The sequence below is a fragment of the Sphingomonas sp. Leaf20 genome (genome assembly GCF_001421535.1).
Classification (GTDB): domain Bacteria; phylum Pseudomonadota; class Alphaproteobacteria; order Sphingomonadales; family Sphingomonadaceae; genus Sphingomonas.
Map to the genome: position 1 here is coordinate 1,278,141 of NZ_LMKN01000001.1, position 23,477 is coordinate 1,301,617.

Here is a 23,477-nt window from a genome sequence, read left to right on the forward strand (position 1 = left end):
CCGAACTGGATCAGATCCCGGCGGACTTCGCGATGCCCGGGCCGGGACCGCGCCCGACGTCGTCAGCGCGTCAGTCGAGCGCCTTGACGATTTCCTCGACCATCTTCTTCGCGTCGGCGAGCAACATCATCGTATTGTCGCGGTAGAACAACTCGTTATCGACGCCGGCATAGCCGACACCGCCCATCGACCGCTTGATGAACAGCACCGTCTTCGCCTTCTCGACGTCGAGAACGGGCATGCCGTAGATCGGCGAGGCCTTGTCTGTCTTCGCAGCCGGATTGGTCACGTCGTTCGCGCCGATCACGAACGCGACGTCGGTCTGCGCGAATTCACTATTGATGTCCTCGAGTTCGAAGACGTCGTCATAGGGCACGTTCGCCTCGGCGAGGAGCACGTTCATGTGCCCCGGCATGCGCCCCGCAACCGGGTGGATCGCGTATTTCACGCGCACTCCCTCGGCCTTCAGCTTGTCGCCCATCTCGCGCAGGACGTGCTGGGCCTGCGCCACCGCCATGCCATAGCCGGGAACGATGACGACCTGCTCGGCCTGGCTCATCAGGAACGCCGCATCCTCCGCCGAGCCGCGCTTCCAAGGCCGATCGCTCGCGGCCGCGGGTCCGCCGGCATCGGCGGATTGTCCGAAGCCGCCCGCGATCACGCTGATGAAGCTGCGGTTCATCGCGCGGCACATGATGTAGCTGAGGATCGCACCCGACGATCCGACCAGCGCGCCGGTGATGATCATCGCGGTGTTGTGCAGCGTGAAGCCCATCGCCGCGGCCGCCCACCCCGAATAGGAATTGAGCATGCTGACGACCACCGGCATGTCCGCGCCGCCAATCGGCACGATCAGCAGGAAACCGATGACGAAGCTGAGCACCGTGATCGTCCAGAAGATCCACGGCGCCTGGTCGGTCACGAAATAGGCGATGAGCCCGAGGATGCCGGCGAGCAGCGCGATGTTGATGACGTGGCGGCCGGGCAGCATGATCGGCTTGCCGCCCATGTTGCCGTTGAGCTTTAGGAACGCGATGACCGATCCCGAGAAGGTGATCGCGCCGATCGCGACGCCAAGGCCCAGTTCGATCCGGCTGACGGGACGGATGATCGCGACCGGATCGCCGAGCAGCGGGATCATCAGGTCGGAAATGCCGAACGCCTGGGGATTGAGATAGGCAGCGATTCCGACCAGCACCGCGGCGAGCCCGACGAGCGAATGGAACGCGGCGACGAGCTGCGGCATCGCGGTCATCGCGATCCGCCGCGCGGTCACAAGCCCGATCGCGGCACCGATCCCGATCGCGACGACGATTTCCCAGATCCCGACGTTGAGATGCGTGACGAGCGTCGTGACGACCGCGATCGTCATGCCGATCATCCCGAACCGGTTGCCGCGCTGGCTCGTCGCCGGGCTCGACAGACCGCGCAGCGCGAGGATGAAGCACACGCCTGCGACAAGATAGGCCAGCGCCACCCACGGGTTTACCGCCACGTCATGCATCACTCAGTTCCCCTCGGATCCGTGACGGTCACTTGGCGACCGGCCGTTCCTTTTTCTTGTACATCGCCAGCATCCGCGCGGTGACCGCAAAGCCGCCGAAGATGTTGACGCTCGCCAGCACGACCGCGAGCAGCCCGAGATATTTGGCCACGGGCGAGCCGGCGGCAGCCGATGCGATCAGCGCGCCGACGATGATCACGCTCGAGATCGCATTGGTCACCGCCATCAGCGGCGTGTGGAGCGCCGGCGTCACCGACCAGACGACGTAATAGCCGACGAAGCAGGCCATGACGAAGATCGACAGGATCCCGATAAAGTCCATGTCAGCTCCCGCGCCGCGCGCTTAAGTTGAGGAAGTTGAGGGTCTGGCACTGTCTCAACATTCGATACCTCTCATCCGGCCTGCCGCATGAGGAGGTAAGCAGAACCGGCCGATGTAGGACAGCATTATCGTATCCCCGTGCACCCGCCAGCCGAAGCGCGGGGTCATGCGAGCAGTCGCGCATTGACCACCTTGCCGTCCCTGGTCAGCCGGATCGCGTCGCCGATCTCCGCGTCGAGGACCGGGCGGCCCGTGCCCTTGTCCCAGAATGCACTGAGAAAGTTGAACAGGTTTCGGCTGAAGAGCGCGCTGGCATCGGCGGCAAGGCGGCTCGGCACGTTGCGGTGACCGACGATCCTGACGCCGTTCACGTCCACGATCTCGCCGGCGATGGCGCCCTCGACATTGCCACCCTGTTCGACCGCGAGGTCGACGATGACCGAACCGGGCTTCATGCTCGCGACCTGCGCCGCCGAAATCAGCCGCGGCGCGGGGCGGCCGGGGATCAGCGCGGTGGTGATCACGATATCCTGCTTGGCGATATGCCCCGACACCAGTTCGGCCTGCGCCGCCTGATATTCGGCGCTCATCTCGCCGGCATAGCCGCCCGCCCCCTCGCCCTCGATCCCGGCAACGGTCTCGACGAAGATCGGTTTGGCCCCCAGCGACTGGATCTGTTCGCGTGTCGCCGCGCGGACGTCGGTGGCGGACACCTGCGCGCCGAGCCGGCGGGCGGTCGCGATCGCCTGGAGCCCTGCGACTCCAACCCCCATCACGAACACCCTTGCTGCGCTGATCGTGCCGGCCGCGGTCATCATCATCGGAAACGCACGGCCGTATTCGGCAGCGGCGTCGAGCACCGCCTTGTACCCCGACAGGTTCGACTGCGAGGAGAGGATGTCCATCGACTGCGCGCGCGTGATCCGCGGCATGAACTCCATCGCCAGTGCCTCGTAACCCGCCGCGGCATAGTCGTCGACGCGCGCGCGTCCGCGATCCGGCCCGGTGCCGAACGGATCGAGGCTGGCGACAATCCAGGCGCCGCGCGAAACGCCCGTCAGCGATGACGCGGCCGGCCCCTGCACCCCGAGCACGATGTCGGCACCTGCGAGAGTCTCGGCACGGTCCCCGACGGTCGCGCCCGCATCGCGGTACGCGGCATCGGCGATCGAGGCGGTGTCACCGGCGCCCGTCTCGACCGCCAGCGTCGCGCCCAGCGCCGCGAATTTCCGGACGGTTTCCGGCGTTGCGGCAACCCGCCGCTCGCCGTCCGCATGTTCTTTCAGGACGGCGATTTTCATCGGGTTATGCAATCAGCCAGATGACAATCGCGACAAGCAGCGCGCAGGCCATCGCGCCCCATTTCATTACGCCGATCATGCTGCCATAGGTCGCCACATGGCTCTTCATATTCGTATCGTCAGCCATGATCCCGTCCCTTGCGCCATTTTGCTCTGCGCAGACCTTATCCGGGCAAACCCTGAGCCTCAACCCCTACCCCGGCAAAGCACTCGCCATCGGGCGAGAGGGCGGGCATGAATCGTTCATGCGCTTAAGGCGGCCTTTACCTGTCCCGTTTAGGGACCGTCCTGCTATGGGACGGGATATGCCATGACGCGCAATGGGCAGCGGCTGTTACTTCTGATCGACGACGAGACGGCGCAACGGCGACTCGTTGCGGCGCTGGCAGCACGCGGGGGTTGGCGCGCGATCTTCGCGGATGACGGCGAAGCCGCGATCGCGACGCTGGCCACCGACGACGGCGCGCAGCTCGATGCGATCATCCTCGATCGCTCGGCCCCCGACGACGACGCCGCCGCGCTGATCGCGGAATTGCGGACGCGACGCCCGGCGCTGCCGATCCTGATGCTGACCGCCGACGGATCGGTCGAACAGGCCGTCCGGGCGATGCGCGCCGGCGCGACCGACTTCCTCGTCAAGCCGCTTGCCCCCGAACGCCTGCTCGCCTCGCTCGACGCAGTGATGGCAGGCACGACGGCGGGCGAATTGCGTCCGCTGACCGAGAAGATCCCCGCACTGCTCGCGTTCGACGAGATCGTGGGGTCATCGCCCGATTTCCGCGCCGCGCTGGCGATCGCCGCAAAGGCCGCGCGGGCGCGCGTCGCGGTCCTGCTCGAAGGCGAGAGCGGCGTTGGCAAGGAAGTCATCGCCGAGGCGATCCACGCCGCATCGCCGCGCGCGAAAAAGCCGATGATCAGCGTCAATTGCGGCGCCATTTCCGCCAATCTGGTCGAGAGCATGCTGTTCGGCCACGAGAAGGGCGCGTTCACCGGCGCGTTCGAACGGCGGGTCGGCTGTTTCCAGGAGGCCGATGGCGGGACGCTGTTCCTCGACGAGATCGGCGCGATGCCACTCGCCGCGCAGGCCAAGCTGCTCCACGTGCTGAACACCGGCGAGGTCCAGCCGCTCGGCGGACGGCACCTGCAGCAGGTCGACGTGCGGGTGATCGCCGCAACCAACACGACGCTGCTCGATGAGGTCGATGCCGGACGGTTCCGCGAGGATCTCTGCTATCGGCTGAACGCGGTGCAGGTCACGATCCCGCCGCTGCGCGAACGCGCGGGCGACATTCCCGCGCTTGCCCGCCACCTGCTGTCGCGAATCGCGCAGCAGCCGGGGTTGCGACCGCTCGGCATCACCGATGACGCGCTCGCGTTGCTCGTGCAATATGACTGGCCGGGCAATGTCCGCCAGATGCAGAACGCGCTGTTCCGGGCCGCAGTGCTCTGCGAGGGCGATGCGCTGACCCGCGCCGACTTTCCGCAGATCGCCGCGCTCGGTACCCGGCAGCGGCATACCAAGCCATCGGTCGCGAGTGGCGGGGGTGTCACGCTGTTCAATGCCGACGGGCATCTGCGGACGCTTGAGGAGATCGAGGCCGACGTCATCCGCCTCGCGATCGGCCATTATCGCGGCCGGATGACGGAGGTAGCGCGCCGCCTCGGGATCGGCCGGTCGACGCTGTATCGCAAGCTCAGCGAACTCGGGATCGACAACGCGGCATGATTTTCGCGGCCGCGGTTCCGGCGCGATTGCCCAGGAACCGTCGCCACCCGCGTTCTACCAGAGCACGCCCTTGACCGGGGTCAGCGGCTTCGGCGCCTCGTCGCCGATCGACTGAAGCAGATCAATCTCGATGGTGCGGCACATCGCGTTGAGCGGCACGTCGTGAATCGTGTCCGCGAACGGATCGACCAGATCGTCACCGATCTGCAGCACGGCAAGGAACATCAGCCCTGCGATCGTCGAGCCGATCGGCGTCGCGAAGCCCAGCGTCTCGACCAGGCCGATCGGCAACAGCACGCAGAACAGTCGCGTGAACAGGCTGGGGAAGAAGCGAAACTGGTTGGGCAGCGGCGTGTTCTTGATCCGCTCCATCCCGCCCTGTGCATTCGCGATATCGACGAGGATGCTTTCGAACTGGGTCTGCTGGATGGTATCGATCCAGCCGTTGCGGCGCGCGATGTCGATCCGGCGACCGGTGCCGTCGAGCAGGCCGTTGGCGGGATTGGTCCGGGCCAGCGCATAGGCCGCCTCGTCCTCCGACAGGAAGCGCAGCACCTCGGGCGCGATCGGCTGGCGGCGGAGTTGGCACCGCAGTGCGTTCACATAGGCGATCTGGCGGAGCACGATCGTGCGCTTGAGATCATGCCCCTCGGGCTCGGGCAGCATGTTGCGCGTCATACGCGCAAGACTGCGCGAGGCATTGGTCATCAGCCCCCAGAGCCCGCGGCTTTCCCACCAGCGCTGATAGGCGGAGTTGTCGCGAAACCCGAGAAACAGCGCGAGCGCGGTACCAAACAGCGTCAGCGGCAGCGACGGCGCGTGAAATGGCAGGACATAATAGGTGACCGTCACGATCACGTCCCAGACGAACAGTCCGAGCAGCGGGCGCCACACCTCGCTGAGGATCTGACTTAAGCGAGGGGTTGCGGTGACGATCAACGGGCAGCTCCTTGTTTACGCGCCTCTAATGCGCGAAGACCGGTTTCGCTGCAATGCAGCGGTGACCAGCCCCAGCCAAGCGACTGGCCGCGGAATCGCGCCACGTCGCCGGGCCCCGGACACGCCGCGGCGATCAGCCCCCGCTCAACGACTGGTCGCGCAGTCCACGCCACACCTTGAGCGCCTGAACGGTCTCGGCGACGTCGTGAACGCGCAGGATCTGCACCCCGGCATCTGCCCCCTTAATCGCCAAGGCGAGCGATCCAGCCAGCCGCTCCCCGACCGGCGCCTCGTTCGACAGCGCACCGATCAGCCGCTTGCGACTTGCCCCCAGCATGATCGGGCAACCCAGGCCGTGGAACAGCGCGAGCCCGTTGAGCAGCGCGAGATTATCGGCAAGCGTCTTGCCGAAGCCGATGCCCGGATCGACGAGGATCCGCGCCCGGTCGACCCCGCCCGCGACGACCGCGGCGATCCTCGCCTCAAGCCAGTCGAACACGTCGGTGACGACGTCGCGGTAACCGATCCGGCCATGGCCGCCGTCCTTGGGATCGGGCGAGTGCATCAGCACGACGGGGCAGCCGCTCGTCGCGACGACCTCGAGCGCGCGGTCGTCCCACAGCAACGCGGCGACGTCGTTGACGAGATGCGCCCCGGCGGCGAGCGTCGCCTCCATGACGCCCGCCTTGCGCGTGTCCACCGAGACGATCGCGCCCGCGCGCGCGAGCCGGGTGACGACGGGGACGAGCCGCGCGATCTCGTCGCCCTCCCATATGGCGGGTGCGCCGGGCCGCGTCGATTCGCCGCCGACGTCGATCATCGTCGCGCCCGCCGCGGCCATGTCGATTCCCGCGGCGGCGGCAGCGGCGGGATCGCCGACATGCTTGCCGCCGTCCGAAAAGCTGTCGGGGGTGATATTGAGGATGCCCGCGACGAGTGGCTGGTCGAAACGCAGCGTCCGCTCGCCGAGCCGGAGCGCGGGGCGCGGGGCGGTGATGGCGGCGTGGAGATGCGCGGCGCGCGCGCCCAGCGCCGCGACGTTGGCGACCGCCACCGTGCGCCGGTCACGCCCCTCGATCACCTCATAGGCGGCGAACCACTGCATCCCGCCCGCGAGCCGCGCGACGCTGCCGTCGGGGTGGCCGATCGGCGTGTCGACGAACTGGACGGGGCGGAGGTGGAGGCTGGTCATGATCCCCTTTTCCCCAAATCCGTCGCTCGATCAAACCCACGCCGTTCGTCTCGAGTAGACATCGAGCTTGTCGAGATGGCGTATCGAAGGACATGTCCCTCGATACGAGCCCTCGACTATGCTCGGTCTCTACTCGCCACGAACGGAACTTTGCTCAGACCGTCGTCGCCAACAAATAAGTCTGGCGGAGGTCGTCGATCGGCTTGAGCCCCTTGTCGCTCTCGTAATGCCAGAAGCTCCAACCGTTGCAGGCGGGCGCGTTCTGGAGCGTCGAGCCGAGCTTGTGGATCGAGCCGATCGTGCCGCAGTCGCTGAGCAGCGAGCCGTCCGCGCGGATCGTTGCGCGCCACCGCCGCTTCGAATCGGTCAGCACCGTGCCGGGCGTCAGATACGCATTCTCGACCAGCACGCCGAACGCGACCTTGGGCTGCGTGCGCGGGCTCATCATCGTGCGGATCGCGGATTCGTCGAGCGGTAGCGCGGCCTCGATCCGCTCGTGCGCGGCCTCGATATAGTCGCCCTCACGGTCGATCCCGATCCAGCTGCGGCCGAGCCGCTTGGCAACCGCGCCGGTCGTGCCGGTGCCGAAGAACGGATCGAGCACCACGTCGCCGGGCTCGGTGCAGGCGAGCAGGATGCGGTACAGCAGCGCCTCGGGCTTCTGCGTCGGATGGACCTTGGTGCCGTTCTTCTTCAGCCGCTCGGCGCCGCCGCAGGTCGGGAATTCCCAGTCGCTACGCATCTGGAGCTCGTCGTTGAGCGTCTTCATCGCGCGGTAGTTGAAGTGATACTTCGCCTTCTCGCCCTTCGACGCCCAGATCAACGTCTCGTGCGCGTTGGTGAAGCGCGTGCCGCGGAAGTTGGGCATCGGGTTGGTCTTGCGCCAGACGATGTCGTTGAGGATCCAATAGCCGAGGTCCTGGACGGCGGCACCGACGCGGAAGATGTTGTGATAGCTGCCGATCACCCAGAGCGAGCCGTCGTCCTTGAGGATGCGGCGCGCTTCCTTCAGCCAGGCGCGGGTGAAGCGGTCATAGGCGGCGAAGGTGTCGAACTTGTCCCAGTCGTCGGTGACCGCGTCGACATGGCTGCCGTCGGGGCGATAGAGTTCGCCGCCGAGCTGGAGATTATAGGGGGGGTCCGCGAAGATCATGTCGATCGAGTTCGACGGCAGTGCCTTCATCCGCTCGATACAGTCGCCGCGCAGGATCTGGTCGAGCGGGAGCGCCGGCTGAACCGCCGGTTCCGCTGCCTTCTTTGCCGCGCGCGGCCGCGCGATCGTGTCGATCAAACCCATGTTTTCCGCCCCTTGTCGGCCCGCATAGCGGCGGAATTGTCCGACTCCGTCAAGCAAACAATCGTTAACGGCTCTCCCACGCGATTCGGCGGATGCGACCAATCGAGTCGCCGTCCTCCAGATATTGAGTCGTGGGAGACGTGCGCCTCAAGCCCTTGGGGTGTGGCGCGAAAGACTCAGCTCGTCGTTTCCTTTGCGAAGAGTCCCTCGCGCGTCCGATAGGCCGCGGCGACGGGCGCAAAACTGCGGCGGTGAATCGGCGTGGGGCCGTGGTCGCGCAGCGCCTTCATGTGGTGCGCACAGCCGTAACCCTTGTTCGAATGCCAGTTATATTCGGGGTGGACGTCGGCGGCGGCGACCATGATCAGGTCGCGCGTGTGCTTGGCGACGATCGAGGCCGCAGCGATCGACAGCGATTTGGCATCGCCGCCGACCAGCGGGGTGGCGGGGTAGGTCCAGCGCGGCAGGCGGTTGCCGTCGACGAGGACGTGGCCGGGCGCGTGGCCGAGTTCGGTCGCGAGCGCATCGACCGCGAGCGTCATCGCCTTCATCGTCGCCCAGTAGATGTTGAGCGTGTCGATCTCGTCGGGCTCGACGATGCCGATACCGACGATCGCACAGCCCTTCAGCCGCGCGCAGAGCCGTTCGCGTTCGGAGGCGGAGAGCTTCTTCGAATCGTCGATGCCGCGGGGGACGCCTTTGGCGGGCAGGATCACCGCGGCCGCGACCACCGGGCCGGCGAGCGGACCGCGGCCGGCTTCGTCGACGCCGGCGACGGGGCCGACGCAGAGCTTTTCATGTTTCATGCCGGGCATTTGCGGTCCTTCAGCTGGTCGAACGGGCTGACACCGAGTGCATGCCCCATCGGCCCGTGCCCTGCACCCAGCCCCGGCGGCTGTGCAAGCGCGGCGCGGACGAACGCGATCGCGCGCGCAATTGCCGCGTCGAGCGGCATGCCCTGTGCCAACCCCGCGGCGATGCCGCTGGCGAGCGTGCAACCGGTGCCGTGCGCGTGGCGGGTTTCGATGCGGGGGTTGGTCCAGCGCGTTTCGCCGGCGTCGGTGACGAGGCGGTCGGTGATCTGCTCGCCCTCGCCGTGCCCGCCCTTGATCAGCATGGCCGGCCCGAGCGCGCGCACCGCCGCCTCGCCGCCGAGGGCGGCGAGCTCGGGGAGGTTGGGGGTGACGAGCGTAGCGACCCGCATGAGGCGGGCGAACGCGGCAATGGTCGCCGGGTCGGCGAGTACGGAGCCGCTGCTGGCGATCATCACCGGGTCGAAGATTATGGGGATGCGTGCTTGGTGATGTCGCCCTGCCCCTCCTTGTTCTCCCGCGAAGGCGGGAGTCCAGTCTGGGCTCCCGCCTTCGCGGGAGAACAATGTGGTCAGGCGGTCGGCTACGGCGTTGGCGGTTTCTGCCGAGCCGATCATGCCGATCTTTACCGCGTCGACGCCGATGTCGGACACGACCGAGTCGATCTGCGCGAGGACGATGTCGGTGGGCACTGGGTGGACCGCCTGAACGCCGAGCGTGTTCTGCGCGGTGATCGCGGTGATGGCGGTCATCGCATGGCCGCCAAGCATCGTCACGGTCTTGATGTCCGCCTGGATGCCGGCGCCGCCGCCTGAATCCGAGCCGGCAATGATGAGGATTCTGGCGGTCATTGGCGGTGCCGGGCGGGGTTGGAGGTCATGGGTTGAGCTATGCCATAGTCGGTGCGGTGCGGGACAGGGCCATGCCTTCACCACCGCCCCGCCGGAGGCCGGGGCCCAACTGGGGGCTGCTGGCAGAGGGCAGATCCGTTACCGACGCCTTTCCAATTGGGCCCCGGCCTTCGCCGGGGGTGGTAGAGGTTGGAAAGGTGTTTAGTGCCGCCTACCCGACGCCGGCCTCTGCGGGGGCGCTTCGCCCAACCGCGTCGGGCGGTCGAGCAGTTCGCCGCCGCAATTGGGGCAACGCTCGTCGAGCGCGTCTGCACAGGTCGCGCAGAAGGTGCATTCGAACGAGCAGATGAACGCGCCAGGCGCATCGGCCGGAAGCTCGGCGGCGCAGCGTTCGCAGCTGGGGCGCATCTCCAGCATCAGGCGGCCACCTTGCGCACCGCGTCGCAGATCCGGTCGACGACGCGCTCGACCTGACCGGGATCATCGCCCTCCGCCATCACGCGGATCACGGGTTCGGTGCCCGACGGGCGGATGACGAGCCGTCCCTTGCCGACAAGCTCGTCCTCCGCTTGCGCGATCACTGCTTTCACCGATTCGTCGTCGAGCGGCTTGCCGCCGCCGAACCGGACGTTCTTGAGCAACTGCGGCAGGGGCTCGAAGCGGTGCAGCACTTCGCCCGCGGGCGCGCCCGAGCGCTTGACCTCGGCGAGGATCTGGAGCGCCGCAACGAGCCCGTCGCCGGTCGTCGCATAATCCGACAGGATGATATGCCCCGACTGCTCGCCGCCGACATTATAGCCGCTCGACCGCATCTTCTCGAGCACATGGCGATCGCCCACCTTGGTGCGGATCAGACCCAGTCCCTGCGCGGCGAGATGCCGTTCGAGGCCGAGGTTGGACATGACCGTGGCGACGAGGCCGCCGCCCGCGAGCCGCCCCTGGCGCGCCCAGCTGGCGGCGATCGTCGCCATCAGCTGGTCGCCGTCGACGATCGTGCCGGTCTCGTCGACGACGATCAGCCGGTCCGCGTCGCCGTCGAGCGCGATGCCGATGTCCGCGCCGCTCGCCACCACCGTCTCGGCGAGCGCCTGCGGTGCGGTCGAACCGACGCCGTCGTTGATGTTGATGCCGTTGGGGGTGACGCCGATCGCGACGACGTCCGCGCCGAGCTCCCAGAGCGCGGACGGCGCGACCTTGTAGGCGGCGCCGTTCGCGCAATCGAGCACGATCCGCATCCCGTCGAGCCGGAGATTTTCGGGGAAGGTCGACTTGGCGAAATGGATATAGCGTCCCTGCGCGTCGTCGATCCGGCGTGCGCGGCCGATGGCGCTCGACGCGACGAGTGGCACGTCGCCGTCGATCAGCGCCTCGATCGCGGTCTCCGCCTCATCAGACAGCTTGTAGCCATCGGGGCCGAACAGCTTGATCCCGTTATCGGCATAGGGATTGTGGCTGGCGGAGATCATCACGCCGATATCCGCGCGCATCGACTGCGTCAGCATCGCGACCGCGGGCGTCGGCATCGGCCCGACCATGACCACGTCCATGCCGACGCTGGTAAAGCCCGCGACCAGCGCGGATTCGAGCATATAACCCGACAGCCGCGTATCCTTGCCAATCACCACCCGGTGGCGGTGATCGCCGCGCAGGAAATAGGCGCCCGCCGCCATGCCGACCTTCATCGCCATCTCCGCGGTCATCGGCGACAGGTTGGTGGCGCCACGAATGCCATCGGTGCCGAAATATTTCCTTGCCATTCGTTATGCTTTCCGTCCGGTATCGGGGTCTGGCGGCGTTGATAGCGCGGTGTCACACGAAGGGCGAGCATGTCGCAGGCTACACGGATTCTTCTCTCCCTGATCATCGGGCTGGCCGCGGGCATCGCGCTCGCCGCGTTCGCACCCGGCAGCGTCGGTCCGGTGATCACCGTCGCACAGCCGATCGGAAGTGCCTGGCTGAACGCGTTGCAGATGACGATCGTCCCGCTGGTCGTTTCGCTGCTGATCACCGGCGTCGCCGCAACCGCGGAGGCGGCGCAGGCCGGGCGGCTCGCGGGGCGGGCGATCGCGCTGTATGTCGCGCTGCTCGCGCTGTCGGCGACCGCAGCTGCGCTGGTGACGCCGCTGCTGCTCGCGCTGTTCCCGATTCCCGCCGACTCCGCCGCCAGCCTGCGCGCGGCGATCCCAGGGCTGCATGCGATGAGCGCGGCGCCGCCGCTAGGCGAGTTTCTGGCCGCGATCATCCCGACCAACATCGTCAAGGCGGCGGCCGAGAACGCGTTCATCTCGCTCATCATCTTCGCGCTGATCTTCGCGTTCGCGATGACGCGGATCGATGCGAAGGGTCGCGCGCTGCTGACCGCGTTCTTCACCGCGGTGCGCGACGCGATGCTGGTGGTGATCGAATGGATCCTGTGGATCGCACCCGTCGGCGTCTCTGCGCTCGCGCTCGTCGTCGGCGCACGCGCGGGCACCGGCGCGTTCGGCGCGCTGGTCCATTATATCCTGATCGTCGCCGGCGTGGGCGTCATCGTGTCGCTTGCCGCCTATCCGATCGCGGTGTTCGGCGGACGCGTGCGGATCGGCGACTATGCACGCGCCGCGCTGCCGAGCCAGGCGGTCGCGATCAGCACGCAGTCGTCGATCGCCTCGCTCCCATCAATGGTCGAGGGGGCGAGCGCGCTCGGCGTCCCGGTCGCCACGTCGGGGATCACGCTGCCCCTGGCGGTGGCGATCTTTCGCGCGACCGGGCCAGCGATGAACCTTGCTGTCGCGATCTATGTCGCCTTCTGGTTCGGCGTGCCGCTGTCGCCCGCGGTGCTTGCGGTCGGCGTCGTCGTCGCGACGCTGACCTCGCTCGGGTCGGTCAGCCTGCCGGGCACGATCAGCTATGTCAGCGCGATCGCGCCGATCGCGGCGGCGATCGGGGCACCGGTCGCGCCGCTGGGGCTGCTCGTCGCGGTCGAGACGATCCCCGACATCATCCGGACGCTGGGGAACGTTATGATGGATCTCGCGACCACGGTGACGCTTTCGCGCCGGAATGGCGGCCGCGACAGCGAAGGATGACCCGATGAAATATCGTACGCTTGGCCCCGAATTCGAAGTCTCTGCGCTCGGGCTCGGCTGCATGCCGATGGCCGGGATCGGCAAGGGCATGTACGGCGAGGCGAACGCGGACGAGAGCATCGCGACGATCCACAGTGCGATCGAGCTCGGCGTGACGCTGTTCGATACCGCCGAGATCTATGGTCCGCTGATCAACGAGGAGCTGCTGGGCAAGGCGATCCGCGGCAAGCGCGACGGCGTCGTGATCGCGACCAAGTTCGGCTTCCGCTATGACGACAACGGCATGACCGGCGTCGACAGCACCCCCGCCAATGTTCGGCGTGCGTGCGAGGGATCGCTGAAGCGGCTCGGCGTCGAGACGATCGACCTGCTCTACCAGCACCGCGTCGACCCGGGCGTGCCGATCGAGGATACGGTAGGCGCGATGGCCGAGCTGGTGCGCGAGGGTAAGGTGCGGCATCTGGGACTGTCGGAGGCCGGGCTCGACACGATCCGGCGCGCCGCGGCGACGCATCCGATCGCCGCGCTGCAGAGCGAATATTCGCTGTGGGAGCGCGGGGTCGAGGACGCAATCCTGCCGCTGTGTCGCGAACTGGGGATAGGGTTCGTGCCCTATTCGCCGCTTGGGCGCGGGTTCCTGACGGGGCAGATCACCGCGCGGTCGGAACTGCCCGAGGGCGATTACCGCCGCAACGACCCGCGCTATTCGGACGAGAACTTCGCCAAGAACATGGAAATGGTCGCGGCGGTGAAAGCGATCGCCGACACGCATGGGGCGAGCCCGGCGCAGGTGGCGCTGGCGTGGCTGCTCGCGCAGGGTGACGACATCGTGCCGATCCCGGGGTCGAAGCGCCGTGTCACGCTGGAGGACAGCATGAAGGCGGCGGACATCACGCTGTCGGCGGATGATCTGGCTAAGCTTGATGCGGCGGCTCCCAAGGGTGGGACGGCGGGGCCGCGGTATGGGGAGAAGGCGCTGTCGATGACGCGGATCTAACCGGGTCCTACCCTCTCATAATCGTCATCCCCGCGCAGGCGGGGATCCAGACTGGCGAACCGTGGTCTATCACGAACCACAGAGTGTCTGGATCCCCGCCTTCGCGGGGATGACGGATCGTTTAGGCGATGACGGATCATGGGGAATGATCCGTCGGTAGGTCCAGCAGCCTTACTGAACCCCGTGCATCCACTTCTTGATCAGCGGCGAGATCAGCAGCAGCAGCACGCCGATCCCCGCCGAGACCAGCCCGATCGTCCAGAACACGCCCGCATAGGTGTCGAGGCTGACCTTCAGATTGGTCACCTGACCGCCGACCGTCTCGACGCTGGCGACCTGTGCGACGATGCCCGCGACATATTGCGCGACCGAGATCGACAGGAACCAGACGCCCATCATCAACCCGACGACGCGCGCGATCGACAGCTTGGTGATCATGCTGAGACCGACCGGCGAGATGCAGAGCTCGGCGAACGAGTGGATGAAGTAGAGCCCGGCCAGCCACCAGATCGCGACCTTGAACGTGGGGCCCACCATGCTCGCGCCCCAGACGAGGAACAGGAAGCCGACGCCGACGCCGATCAGCGCGATGCCGAACTTGACCGGGATCGACGGCTCGATGCCCCGGGCGGCGAGCTTGGTCCACAGGATCGACATCACCGGCGCGAGCGCGACGATAAAGAAGGCGTTGAAGAACTGCGTCTGCCCGGCCGAGATGCTGAACAGCCCGAAGACGCTGAGATCGGTGTTGCGATCCGCAAACAGCGTGAGGCTCGAGCCTGCCTGCTCGAACAGCGTCCAGAACACGACGTTGAACACGATCAGCACCATCGCCGCGAGCATCATCTGGAACTCGCGCCGCTCGCCATTGACGAACGACCAGATCAGGATGCCCGGCACCGCGACCAGGAACGTGCCGAACAGCAATTTGCCCATCAGCGACAGCGAGACGATGTAGCCGATGATCCCCGACCCCGGCACCGGCGGCTCGGCGTTCATCAGGTTGACGAACAGCAGATAGAAGATCGGGATGCCGAGCAGCGCGAGCGCATAGATGCCGAGCGCGCGATCGGGACCGCTGCGCACCGGCGGCTCGCCATATCCGTTCAGTTTGCCGCCATCGAACTGGATCAGCGTCCACGAGAACAGCATGCCGATCGCCGCCAGCCCGAAGCCGGCCCACCAGCCGAACGCGACCGCGAGGAACGGGCAGAGCAGCTGCGAGAACAGCGAGCCGAGGTTGATCCCCATGTAGAAGATCGTGAACCCGGCATCGCGCCGCTTGTCGCCCTGTGCGTAGAGCTCGCCGACCATCGTCGAGATGTTGGGCTTGAAGAAGCCGTTACCGACCGAGATCATGCACAGAGCGAGCAGCATGATCGTGACGTAGAACTCGCTGCGTTCGGCACCCGACGCGAAGCCACCCTTCTCGACGGTGCGCGCGACCGAGCCGTCGGCGGCGAGCAGCGAGACGGTGCCGTCGTCGTTCCCCTTGATCTGAAGGCGCCCGGCGGGATCGGCGAGATAGCGGACCTCGCTGCCGTTGCGCTCCTCGACCTGGATCTCGTAGCGCTGGCTGGCGATCGTCGCATAGGGCTTGGCGGTCTCGCCGCCGAAGCAGAGCAGCAGATACCCCATCGCCATGATGATCGCGCCGAACTTCACCGCGCGCTTCGAACCCAGATACTGATCCGCGAGATAGCCGCCGACGAGCGGCGTCAGATACACCAGCGCGGTGTAGCCGCCGTACAGCCCGGTCGCCTCGCGGTCGCCGAACACGAAATGCTTGGTGAGGTACAGCGTGAGCAGCGCGCGCATGCCGTAATAGCCGAAACGCTCCCACATCTCGGTGGTGAACAATCGCGCGAGCTGGCGGGGATGGCCGAACCAGGTCTCCCCGCTGGCGGGGTTCACGTGGGTGATATCCGGCTCTCGCGGTGTATCCGCGGTCGGGGTGTCCACCATCTCTTACGCTCCCTGCTACGCTGGGCCGCCGTCGAACGCGGCGGCTTCATTGCCGCCTTACCTAGCGGCAAAGCCGGGACTGTAAATATCGGTGGCCGTGGGACCACCTGCTAAATCGCGGATGCGGCTGTAAATCGCCGCGCTACGTGCCTATCTGCGGGGCGATGTTCAACGACACTTCCAGTCCGCTCGCACTGCTCGCGACCCGCCGCTCGGGCAAGCCGCGCGACCTTGCCGCCCCTGGTCCCGACGCCGACCAGTTCGCGCAAATTCTCGCGATCGCCGCGCGGACCCCCGATCACGGCAAGCTGGCGCCCTGGCGTTTCGTCGTGGTCGGGCAGGACCAGCGGACCGCGCTGGCTGCGCTGATCATCGATGCGTACCGCGTCGAGCGCCCCACCGCGTCGCGCACCGAGATCGAGGCGCTCGACCAGTTCGCACATCAGGCGCCCGCGCTCGTCGTCGTGCTGTCGTCCCCAAGGCCGAGCCACATCCCGGTATGGGAGCAGGAATTGTCGGCGGGGGCCGCGTGTATGAACCTGCTCCACGCGGTGCATGCGCTCGGCTTTGCCGGCGGCTGGCTGACCGGGTGGCCGAGCTTTTCGGACGCGGTTCGCGATGCGTTCGGAGAACCGCACGAGCGCATCGCCGGATTCATGTTCATCGGCACGCCATCGCGCGCGCTCGACGAACGGCCCCGCCCCGATATGGAACGCGTCGTCTCGCGCTGGCGGCCGTAGGACTCGACGAATCGCCGAATTGCTGTATTAGGGGAGCATGACAGCGCTCAGCAGCGACGACAGCCCGGTATATCTCCGCCTCCGCAGCACGATCGCGGCCGGGATCCTGCGTGGCGACTATCGCACGGGCGACCAGCTGCCATCGGTGCGCGCCTTTGCGGCGGAACACGGCGCCAATCCGCTGACGGTGGCCAAGGCCTATCAGAGCTTTCAGGACGACGGCTATGTCGAGGTGCGCCGCGGCGTCGGCATGTTCGTAATGCCGGGCGCCGCCGAAGCGCTGCGCGTCGCCGAGCGCGAGAACTTCGTGACGACGCAGTGGCCGCGCATTCTCGGGCATATCGAATTGCTCGGGCTCGACGCGCACGATCTGCTGGAGCGCGAGCGGATCTGACCTGCCGCGCCCGTCCCGGGTGGCCGGCCTAGAAGATTCCGAGTGCGGCGACGTCCTCGACGCTGAGGTCGATCCCGAACAACAGGCTCATCCGGATCCGGTACACGCGCGGATCGGTGATCTCGCCAGCGGTCGTGTCGGTGCCCGACCGGCGGCGATAATTGCGGCCGATCAGCGAGGCAAAGCCGTTCGGAAGGACGATGCTCGCGATCGGCGTATGCGTGAAGCGGCTGGCGGGCGCGGTCGAGGTCCAGTGGTTCCCCATCGCCAGATCCGCGTCGAACACCTCGCCGAGCGTGAAGCTGTATTGCGGCTGGAACCCGCCCGTCTCGCCGCGGCCATCGGTGGACATCGGATCGCCGTCACGCAGCAACAGCCAGCCCTGCTCGGTCGCGTCGAGCCGGAAACGCGCGCCGTCCGGCGCGGTCGCCTCGGCGCCGTCCGCCAGCGGAAGAACGGGCGTGTAGCTGCCGCCGAAACCGGTGTCGGCGATCCAGTCCTGCCCGTCGATCGTCACCAGCGCGAACGTATGCGTCAGCGGCGGAACGTCGGTCGCGGCAATCCAGACGCGCGCGAGGAGCGGCCGCGCAGTAAAACCGAGTTCGGCGAGCGCATCGAGGAACAGCCGGTTATGCTCGAAACAATAGCCGCCGCGGCGCGCGGTGACGAGCTTGGCGAAGACCGGGGCGCTGTCGATCGCGACACCGCGCCCGAGCACGACGTCGAGATCCTCGAACGGGATCGCCAGCCGGTGCGCCTGTTGCAGGCGACCGAGCCCGATCGAATCGAGCGTCGGCCGCGCGGGCATGGCGACACGGGTGAGATAGGCGTCGAGGTCGAACATCTGGTTTTCTGTATCCCTTTTCCGCCCCCTATACCGTTCGTGTTGAGCGAAGTCGAAGCACCTAAGGTTGAGACGTGCCCCTCGACTTCGCTCAGGGCGAACGGACGGTGGAGGATCGAACGGGGGGTAGAGGAGAATGGACAAGCGCCGGCCCTACCCCCTCCGTCATCCTGGGCTCGACCCAGGATCCAGAGCCACAGACGCCGGCGCGCGTGACTTTGGATCCTGACTTTCGTCAGGATGACGGGGCTTGATCGCGCGGCTCAGGCGGCGAACAGGTCCGCCTCGATCGAATAGAGCACCGCCGCGCTGGCATTGGCGGCCGCGTTGAGCCCCATCGCCTCGGGGACGATCTGGTCGAGGTAGAACCGCACCGCGGCGGTCTTCATCCGGCCGAAGTCGTCGGTGCCGGCGACGCCGCCCTGCCGCTCCATCAGCCAGCCGCAGGTCGCGACCGACAGCATCGTCAGGAACGGATAGCTTGCCGCGAGCTTGTCGTCGGCGTCCGCGGTCGCCAGGCGACGCCCGATCGCCTCGCACGCGTCGACCAGCGCCAGCAGACGCTCGTCCTTTGCCTCCGCGCGGATGTCGGCGATCAGCGCGGCAAACGCGCCGCCATTGTCGAGACCGAGCTTGCGGCCAACCAAGTCCGCGGCCTGGATGCCGTTCGTCCCCTCGTAGATCGGCGTGATGCGCGCATCGCGGAAATACTGTGCGGCGCCGGTCTCCTCGACATAGCCCATGCCGCCATGCACCTGGATGCCGAGGCTTGCGACCTCGTTGCCGAGATCGGTGCCATGCGCCTTGGCGAGCGGCGTGACGAGTTCGAGGCGGTTGCGCGCGGCGTGATCGCCCAGATTGGCGCGATCGACCTGCCCCGCGGCGTAATAGACGAGCGCACGCGCCGCCTGCGTCTGCGCCTTCATCCGCATCAGCATGCGGCGGACGTCGGGATGCTCGACGATCTTGACCGACTCCTTGTTCGGCGAACCCGCGCGTGCCGACTGGACTCGGTCGAGCGCATAGGCGACCGCGCCTTGCGTCGCGCCCTCGGCGACCTGCACGCCCTGAAGCCCGACGTTGAGCCGCGCATTGTTCATCATCGTGAACATCGCGCGGATGCCGCCCAGTTCCGCGCCGATCAGCTCGCCGACGCAGTCGTCACTGTCGCCGAAGCTCAAGACGCAGGTCGGCGAGGCGTGGAGCCCCATCTTGTGCTCGATCGAGACGACACGGACGTCGTTGAAGTCGCCCGGCGTGCCGTCGTCCTGAAGCCGGTATTTGGGCACGAGGAACAGCGAGATGCCCTTGGTCCCGGCCGGTGCGCCCGGCGTCCGTGCGAGGACGAGGTGGACGATATTCGGCGCCATGTCGTGATCGCCGAACGAGATGTAGATCTTGGTGCCCTTGATCGACCATTTGCCGTCGCCGAGTGGCGTCGCGGTCGCGCGGAGCGCGCCCACGTCGGAGCCGGCCTGCGGTTCGGTCAGGTTCATCGTGCCGGTCCATTCGCCGGTCGCGAGATGCGGGAGGTAGAGCGCCTGCTGTTCGGGACTGCCGTGATGCTGGAGCGCCTCGATCGCGCCGACGGTCAGCGTCGGGCAGAGCGCGAAGCCCATGTTCGCCGAACCCAGCGTGTCGAGCACCGCGGTCTGGATCGCGAAAGGAAGGCCCTGCCCGCCCCATTCTTCCTCGACGCCGATTCCGCCCCAGCCGCCCTCGACATAATCCTTGTACGCCTGCGCGAAGCCGTCGGGCATGACGACGCCCTCGGGGGTCCATTTCGCGCCGACGGTGTCGCCGGTGCGGTTGAGCGGCGCCCATTCGCCGGCGGCGAGCTGCCCGACGCCTTCGAGCACCGCGTCGACGACGTCGCCGCTCGCGGCGGCATAGCGTTCGGTGTCTGCAAGGTCGCCGATCCGTACGACGTGATCGAGCACGAAACGCTGTTCGGTGGTTGCCGGTGTGAAGGCCATCGCATCCTCTTATCGCTACGGTTTGGACCCGCTATAAGCCTGTGAAATGACCCGTCCACACCCTCGGATTTTACCCTACGGCACAGCCGCGATCGCCGAGGCCGCAACGCTGATTCGCGCAGGCGGTATCGTCGCGGTGCCGACCGAGACGGTCTATGGCCTCGCCGCGGACGCGACCAATGCCGAGGCGGTGGCGCGCATCTATGCCGCCAAGGGCCGTCCGAGTTTCAACCCGCTGATCGTGCATGTCGCCGATCTGGCGGCGGCGGAGCGGATCGCGTTGCTCGACGCGGATGCGTTGGCGCTGGCCGCGGCGTTCTGGCCGGGGCCGCTCACTTTGGTGCTGCCGGTGCGCCACGATTCGGGGATTGCGGCGCTGGTGACCGCGGGGCTCGATACGATCGCGATCCGGGTGCCGCGCCACCGCGCGATGCAGGGCCTGATCGCAGCGTCGGGCCGGCCGCTCGCGGCGCCGTCTGCCAATGCGAGCGGGGGGATCAGCCCGACCAGCGCGGTGCATGTGGCAGCGAGTCTGGGAGGGAACGTGCCGCTGATCCTCGACGACGGCGCGACCGAGGCGGGGCTGGAATCGACGATCGTGGCGGGGCGGTCGGTGTTGCGGCCGGGGCCGGTGACGGCCGACGCTCTCCGCCAGCACCTCCCCGGCGAATGCCGGGGCCCAATTGGCACGTCTCCTGTAATGGAGCGCGGTGCGGATCATGACCGTCCCCCAATTGGGCCCCGGCCTTCGCCGGGGGGGCGTGCGGTGACGGCGCCGGGACAGCTTGATAGCCACTACGCGCCGAGCAAGGTGCTCCGGTTGAACGCGATCGATGCGGAACGCGATGAGTGGCTGATCGGGTTTGGCGACGTCGCGGGCGACGTATCGCTCTCCGCATCGGGAAACCTCGTCAAAGCCGCCGCGAGGTTATTCGACCTGCTCCACGCCGCTGACGCAAATGCGAGCGCGCGGATTGCTATCGCGCCGATCCCGTTCGACGGCATCGGCGAAGCAATCAACGACCGCCTCCGCCGCGCTGCGCATCGCTGACGCTCTCGTCATCCTGACGAACGTCAGGACCCAGAGCCACGAGCGACACCCCCCGAAACCCTGGATCCTGACTTTCGTCAGGATGACGGGGGGTGTGGCTCGTCCGGCCGGTTCAAGGCTTACGCGCTGACCGCCGCCTTCGACCGTGCGGCGAAGCTCTTGCGCAGCTTCTGCAGCTTTGGCGGGATCACCGCCATGCAATAGGGGTTGGAGCGCCCCGAGGTTTCCCAATAATCCTGGTGATAGCCTTCGGCCTCGTACCAGGTGGTCATCGGCTCGATCGTCGTGACGATCGGCTTGGCGCTGTCCGCCTGCGCGCGCTCGAGCGCCGCCTGCATCTCCGCCTTCTGCGCATCGTCGGCAGGGAACATTGCCGAACGATATTGCGTGCCGACGTCGTTGCCCTGCCGGTTGAGCGTCGTCGCGTCGTGCGTCGCGAAGAAGATGTCGAGCAGGTCGCCAAGTTTCAGCTGTTCGGGATCGAAGCCGATCCGGATCGCCTCGGCATGGCCGGTATCGCCGCCGCACACCTGTTTGTACGTCGGATCAGGCACATGCCCGCCGATATAGCCGCTCTCGGCGCTTTCGACGCCGATCACGTCCTTGAACACGGCCTCGGTGCACCAGAAGCACCCGCCCGCCAGCGTTACATAATCCGTCATCACGATCTCCTTTCCGCCAAGATAGGAAGCCGCTACCCCGCAACAAAGAGGAGACACATGTGATCGACGGTCCAAGGCTTGATGGCAGGGTGATGGTAACGGGCGGCGCCGGCTATATCGGCAGCCATGCGGTCCTGGCGCTGCTCGACGCGGGGCATGAGGTGGTCGTGGTCGACAATCTGGTCACCGGCTTCGACTGGGCGGTCGATCCCCGCGCGACGCTGGTCGAGGCGAATGTCGCCGACGATGCGAAGGTCCGCGCGGCGATCCGCGATCACAAGGTCCGCGCGATCATGCATTTCGCAGGCTCGGTCGTGGTGCCCGAATCGGTCAGCGACCCGCTCAAATATTACCGCAACAACACCGCCGCCAGCCGGTCGCTGATCGAGAGCGCGGTGGCGGAAGGGGTGCCGCACTTCATCTTCTCGTCGACCGCGGCGACCTATGGCACGCCCGAAAAGGTGCCGGTCGCCGAGGGCGATCCGACGGTGCCGATCAATCCCTACGGCATGTCCAAGCTCATGACCGAGGCGATGCTGCGCGACGTCGCGGCGGCGCACCCGATCAACTATGCCGCTTTACGCTATTTCAACGTCGCGGGCGCGGATCCACAAGGGCGCAGCGGCCAGTCGACGGTCGGCGCGACTCACCTGATCAAGATCGCGGTCGAGGCGGCGACGGGCAAGCGCAGCCATGTCGGGGTCTACGGCACCGATTTCGACACGCCAGACGGTACGGGCGTGCGCGACTATATCCATGTCAGCGACCTTGCCGCTGCGCATGTCGCCGCACTCGACCTGCTGGTCGCCGATCCGGGCAAGAGCCACACGCTCAACGCGGGCTATGGGACGGGCTTCTCGGTGCTGCAGGTGCTCGACGCGGTCGACAAGGTCACCAACATGACGATCGATCGCCGCCTCGAGGGGCGCCGCGCAGGCGATCCGGCGATGCTGATCTCGGACAACAGCGCGATCCTCGCGACGCTCGACTGGACGCCGCGCCATGCCGATCTCGACGGCATCGTCCGCGACGCACTGGCCTGGGAGCGCACGCTCGCCGAACGCCAGCGCTAGGGTCTCCATCCTTAGTCCTCCCCGCCGGGGGAGGGCTGAAGAAGGAGATCAGGCGTCGGCCGGCGGCGTACCAAAGGCGTGACGTTCGCCGCCGATCGCCTCGCGTGCGCGCGCGGTCGCAAGCCACCAGCCAAGCGCCCATAACGTCCCGAAACTCCAGCCGGCGAGCACGTCGCTTGGCCAGTGTACGCCGAGATAGACGCGGCTGCAGCCGATCGCTCCGACCATGATGATCGCCATCACGAGGATATAGCGGCGCGCGGCGGCGGATACGGTGACCTGCGAGGCCAGCCCGGCGAGCGTCAGATAGACGATCGCGCTGTTTGCCGAATGGCCGCTGGGGAAACTCATGTTCGACACCTGAACAAGGTGGTCGACGAGATCCGGGCGCGGACGTGCGACCTCGGTCTTGACCAGGCTGACGACGAGGCCGCCGCTGATGCTCGCCGCAAGCGTCGCCGCTGCGCTTAGCCAGAGCCGCTGAACGGCGAGCAGACCCGTGGCAAGCAGGACGACGATCGTCAGGATGACGCCGCCGCCAAGCGCAGTGACGTCCGCGGCGACCTTGGGCAGCCACGACGGGCTACCCCAGTCGCGCAGACCGACGATGATCGCGCGGTCGAACGCAAACGGCCAGTGACCGATGGCCAGACCAATGAGCAGGACGACCGCGATCCCCGCCGCGCCGACCGACGCGCCCGCCAGCACCACGGGCAGGCGACGACGATGCGGACCGTCGTCCGCGCCGTTTTGCTGGCTAACG

At 67.1% G+C, this 23,477-nt stretch carries 23 protein-coding genes; 7 read left to right on the forward strand and 16 right to left on the reverse strand.

Features of this window, described 5'->3' with window-relative positions; all coding sequences use genetic code 11:
- Window positions 1-70 precede the first annotated feature (70 nt).
- The 4 genes from ASE72_RS05785 to ASE72_RS20140 form a co-directional block, all read right to left on the reverse strand.
- Window positions 71-1,504, reverse strand: a complete 1,434-nt coding sequence (locus ASE72_RS05785) for an NAD(P)(+) transhydrogenase (Re/Si-specific) subunit beta (RefSeq protein WP_056017790.1) — start codon at window positions 1,502-1,504, stop codon at window positions 71-73.
- A 28-nt stretch (window positions 1,505-1,532) separates the two neighbouring features.
- Window positions 1,533-1,826 carry an NAD(P) transhydrogenase subunit alpha gene (locus ASE72_RS05790; RefSeq protein ID WP_056017793.1) on the reverse strand — a complete coding sequence of 98 codons (294 nt, stop codon included), beginning with the start codon at window positions 1,824-1,826 and terminating at the stop codon, window positions 1,533-1,535.
- A 164-nt stretch (window positions 1,827-1,990) separates the two neighbouring features.
- Window positions 1,991-3,127 carry an NAD(P) transhydrogenase subunit alpha gene (locus tag ASE72_RS05795; protein ID WP_056017796.1) on the reverse strand — a complete coding sequence of 379 codons (1,137 nt, stop codon included), beginning with the start codon at window positions 3,125-3,127 and terminating at the stop codon, window positions 1,991-1,993.
- Window positions 3,128-3,131: 4 nt separating this feature from the next.
- Window positions 3,132-3,254, reverse strand: a complete 123-nt coding sequence (locus tag ASE72_RS20140; RefSeq protein WP_235532247.1) for an aa3-type cytochrome c oxidase subunit IV — start codon at window positions 3,252-3,254, stop codon at window positions 3,132-3,134.
- Between the two features lie 183 nt (window positions 3,255-3,437).
- On the opposite strand from ASE72_RS20140, the gene ASE72_RS05805 reads away from it, so the two are divergent.
- The gene (locus tag ASE72_RS05805) at window positions 3,438-4,853 is read left to right on the forward strand and encodes a sigma-54-dependent transcriptional regulator (RefSeq protein ID WP_056017800.1); all 1,416 of its coding nucleotides are present in this window, start codon (window positions 3,438-3,440) and stop codon (window positions 4,851-4,853) included.
- Window positions 4,854-4,907: 54 nt separating this feature from the next.
- Here the strand turns inward: ASE72_RS05805 and ASE72_RS05810 are convergent, their stop codons facing one another.
- The 7 genes from ASE72_RS05810 to glmM form a co-directional block, all read right to left on the reverse strand.
- The gene (locus ASE72_RS05810; protein ID WP_056017803.1) at window positions 4,908-5,792 is read right to left on the reverse strand and encodes a bestrophin family protein; all 885 of its coding nucleotides are present in this window, start codon (window positions 5,790-5,792) and stop codon (window positions 4,908-4,910) included.
- Between the two features lie 133 nt (window positions 5,793-5,925).
- Window positions 5,926-6,984 carry a dihydropteroate synthase gene (gene folP, locus ASE72_RS05815; RefSeq protein ID WP_056017806.1) on the reverse strand — a complete coding sequence of 353 codons (1,059 nt, stop codon included), beginning with the start codon at window positions 6,982-6,984 and terminating at the stop codon, window positions 5,926-5,928.
- Window positions 6,985-7,138: 154 nt separating this feature from the next.
- Window positions 7,139-8,281, reverse strand: coding sequence for a site-specific DNA-methyltransferase (locus ASE72_RS05820; protein WP_056017808.1), 1,143 nt, complete (start codon window positions 8,279-8,281; stop codon window positions 7,139-7,141).
- A 176-nt stretch (window positions 8,282-8,457) separates the two neighbouring features.
- Entirely contained in the window at window positions 8,458-9,096 is a 639-nt protein-coding gene (locus tag ASE72_RS05825) for a ribonuclease HII (RefSeq protein WP_056017811.1), read from the reverse strand.
- A complete protein-coding gene (gene thiD, locus ASE72_RS05830) occupies window positions 9,084-9,944 on the reverse strand; it encodes a bifunctional hydroxymethylpyrimidine kinase/phosphomethylpyrimidine kinase (RefSeq protein ID WP_056017814.1) in 861 nt (286 codons plus the stop codon). The genes ASE72_RS05825 and thiD overlap by 13 nt, the downstream gene beginning before the upstream one ends.
- 201 nt (window positions 9,945-10,145) lie before the next feature.
- Entirely contained in the window at window positions 10,146-10,361 is a 216-nt protein-coding gene (locus ASE72_RS05835) for a DUF1272 domain-containing protein (protein ID WP_056017817.1), read from the reverse strand.
- Window positions 10,361-11,701: a phosphoglucosamine mutase gene (gene glmM, locus ASE72_RS05840; protein ID WP_056017820.1), complete on the reverse strand. Its 1,341-nt coding sequence runs from the start codon at window positions 11,699-11,701 to the stop codon at window positions 10,361-10,363. The genes ASE72_RS05835 and glmM overlap by 1 nt, the downstream gene beginning before the upstream one ends.
- 69 nt (window positions 11,702-11,770) lie before the next feature.
- Between glmM and ASE72_RS05845 the strand changes: the two genes are divergently transcribed.
- Entirely contained in the window at window positions 11,771-13,012 is a 1,242-nt protein-coding gene (locus ASE72_RS05845; protein ID WP_056017822.1) for a dicarboxylate/amino acid:cation symporter, read from the forward strand.
- A 4-nt stretch (window positions 13,013-13,016) separates the two neighbouring features.
- Window positions 13,017-14,009 carry an aldo/keto reductase gene (locus ASE72_RS05850; protein WP_056019073.1) on the forward strand — a complete coding sequence of 331 codons (993 nt, stop codon included), beginning with the start codon at window positions 13,017-13,019 and terminating at the stop codon, window positions 14,007-14,009.
- A gap of 171 nt (window positions 14,010-14,180) precedes the next feature.
- Here the strand turns inward: ASE72_RS05850 and ASE72_RS05855 are convergent, their stop codons facing one another.
- Entirely contained in the window at window positions 14,181-15,974 is a 1,794-nt protein-coding gene (locus ASE72_RS05855) for a peptide MFS transporter (RefSeq protein ID WP_056017825.1), read from the reverse strand.
- 164 nt (window positions 15,975-16,138) lie between these two features.
- Here ASE72_RS05855 and ASE72_RS05860 point away from each other — a divergent pair, with 164 nt between their 5' ends.
- Together ASE72_RS05860 and ASE72_RS05865 are read left to right on the forward strand one after the other, a co-directional pair.
- A complete protein-coding gene (locus ASE72_RS05860; protein ID WP_056017828.1) occupies window positions 16,139-16,714 on the forward strand; it encodes a nitroreductase family protein in 576 nt (191 codons plus the stop codon).
- 37 nt (window positions 16,715-16,751) lie between these two features.
- Window positions 16,752-17,108, forward strand: coding sequence for a GntR family transcriptional regulator (locus ASE72_RS05865; protein ID WP_056017830.1), 357 nt, complete (start codon window positions 16,752-16,754; stop codon window positions 17,106-17,108).
- Window positions 17,109-17,136: 28 nt separating this feature from the next.
- On the opposite strand, the gene ASE72_RS05870 is transcribed toward ASE72_RS05865, so the two are convergent.
- Both ASE72_RS05870 and ASE72_RS05875 read right to left on the reverse strand, forming a co-directional pair.
- Window positions 17,137-17,952, reverse strand: coding sequence for an arylamine N-acetyltransferase family protein (locus ASE72_RS05870; RefSeq protein ID WP_056017832.1), 816 nt, complete (start codon window positions 17,950-17,952; stop codon window positions 17,137-17,139).
- Window positions 17,953-18,215: 263 nt separating this feature from the next.
- Complete coding sequence (locus tag ASE72_RS05875; protein ID WP_056017835.1) at window positions 18,216-19,928, reverse strand: acyl-CoA dehydrogenase; 1,713 nt, start codon at window positions 19,926-19,928, stop codon at window positions 18,216-18,218.
- A 46-nt stretch (window positions 19,929-19,974) separates the two neighbouring features.
- Between ASE72_RS05875 and ASE72_RS05880 the strand changes: the two genes are divergently transcribed.
- Complete coding sequence (locus ASE72_RS05880; RefSeq protein ID WP_056017837.1) at window positions 19,975-20,979, forward strand: L-threonylcarbamoyladenylate synthase; 1,005 nt, start codon at window positions 19,975-19,977, stop codon at window positions 20,977-20,979.
- 119 nt (window positions 20,980-21,098) lie between these two features.
- Here ASE72_RS05880 and msrA read toward each other — a convergent pair whose 3' ends face one another.
- Complete coding sequence (msrA, locus tag ASE72_RS05885) at window positions 21,099-21,641, reverse strand: peptide-methionine (S)-S-oxide reductase MsrA (RefSeq protein ID WP_031395728.1); 543 nt, start codon at window positions 21,639-21,641, stop codon at window positions 21,099-21,101.
- 92 nt (window positions 21,642-21,733) lie between these two features.
- Here msrA and galE point away from each other — a divergent pair, with 92 nt between their 5' ends.
- The gene (gene galE, locus ASE72_RS05890; RefSeq protein WP_056017840.1) at window positions 21,734-22,714 is read left to right on the forward strand and encodes a UDP-glucose 4-epimerase GalE; all 981 of its coding nucleotides are present in this window, start codon (window positions 21,734-21,736) and stop codon (window positions 22,712-22,714) included.
- 48 nt (window positions 22,715-22,762) lie between these two features.
- On the opposite strand, the gene ASE72_RS05895 is transcribed toward galE, so the two are convergent.
- Complete coding sequence (locus tag ASE72_RS05895; RefSeq protein ID WP_235532248.1) at window positions 22,763-23,425, reverse strand: phosphatase PAP2 family protein; 663 nt, start codon at window positions 23,423-23,425, stop codon at window positions 22,763-22,765.
- Window positions 23,426-23,477 lie beyond the last annotated feature (52 nt).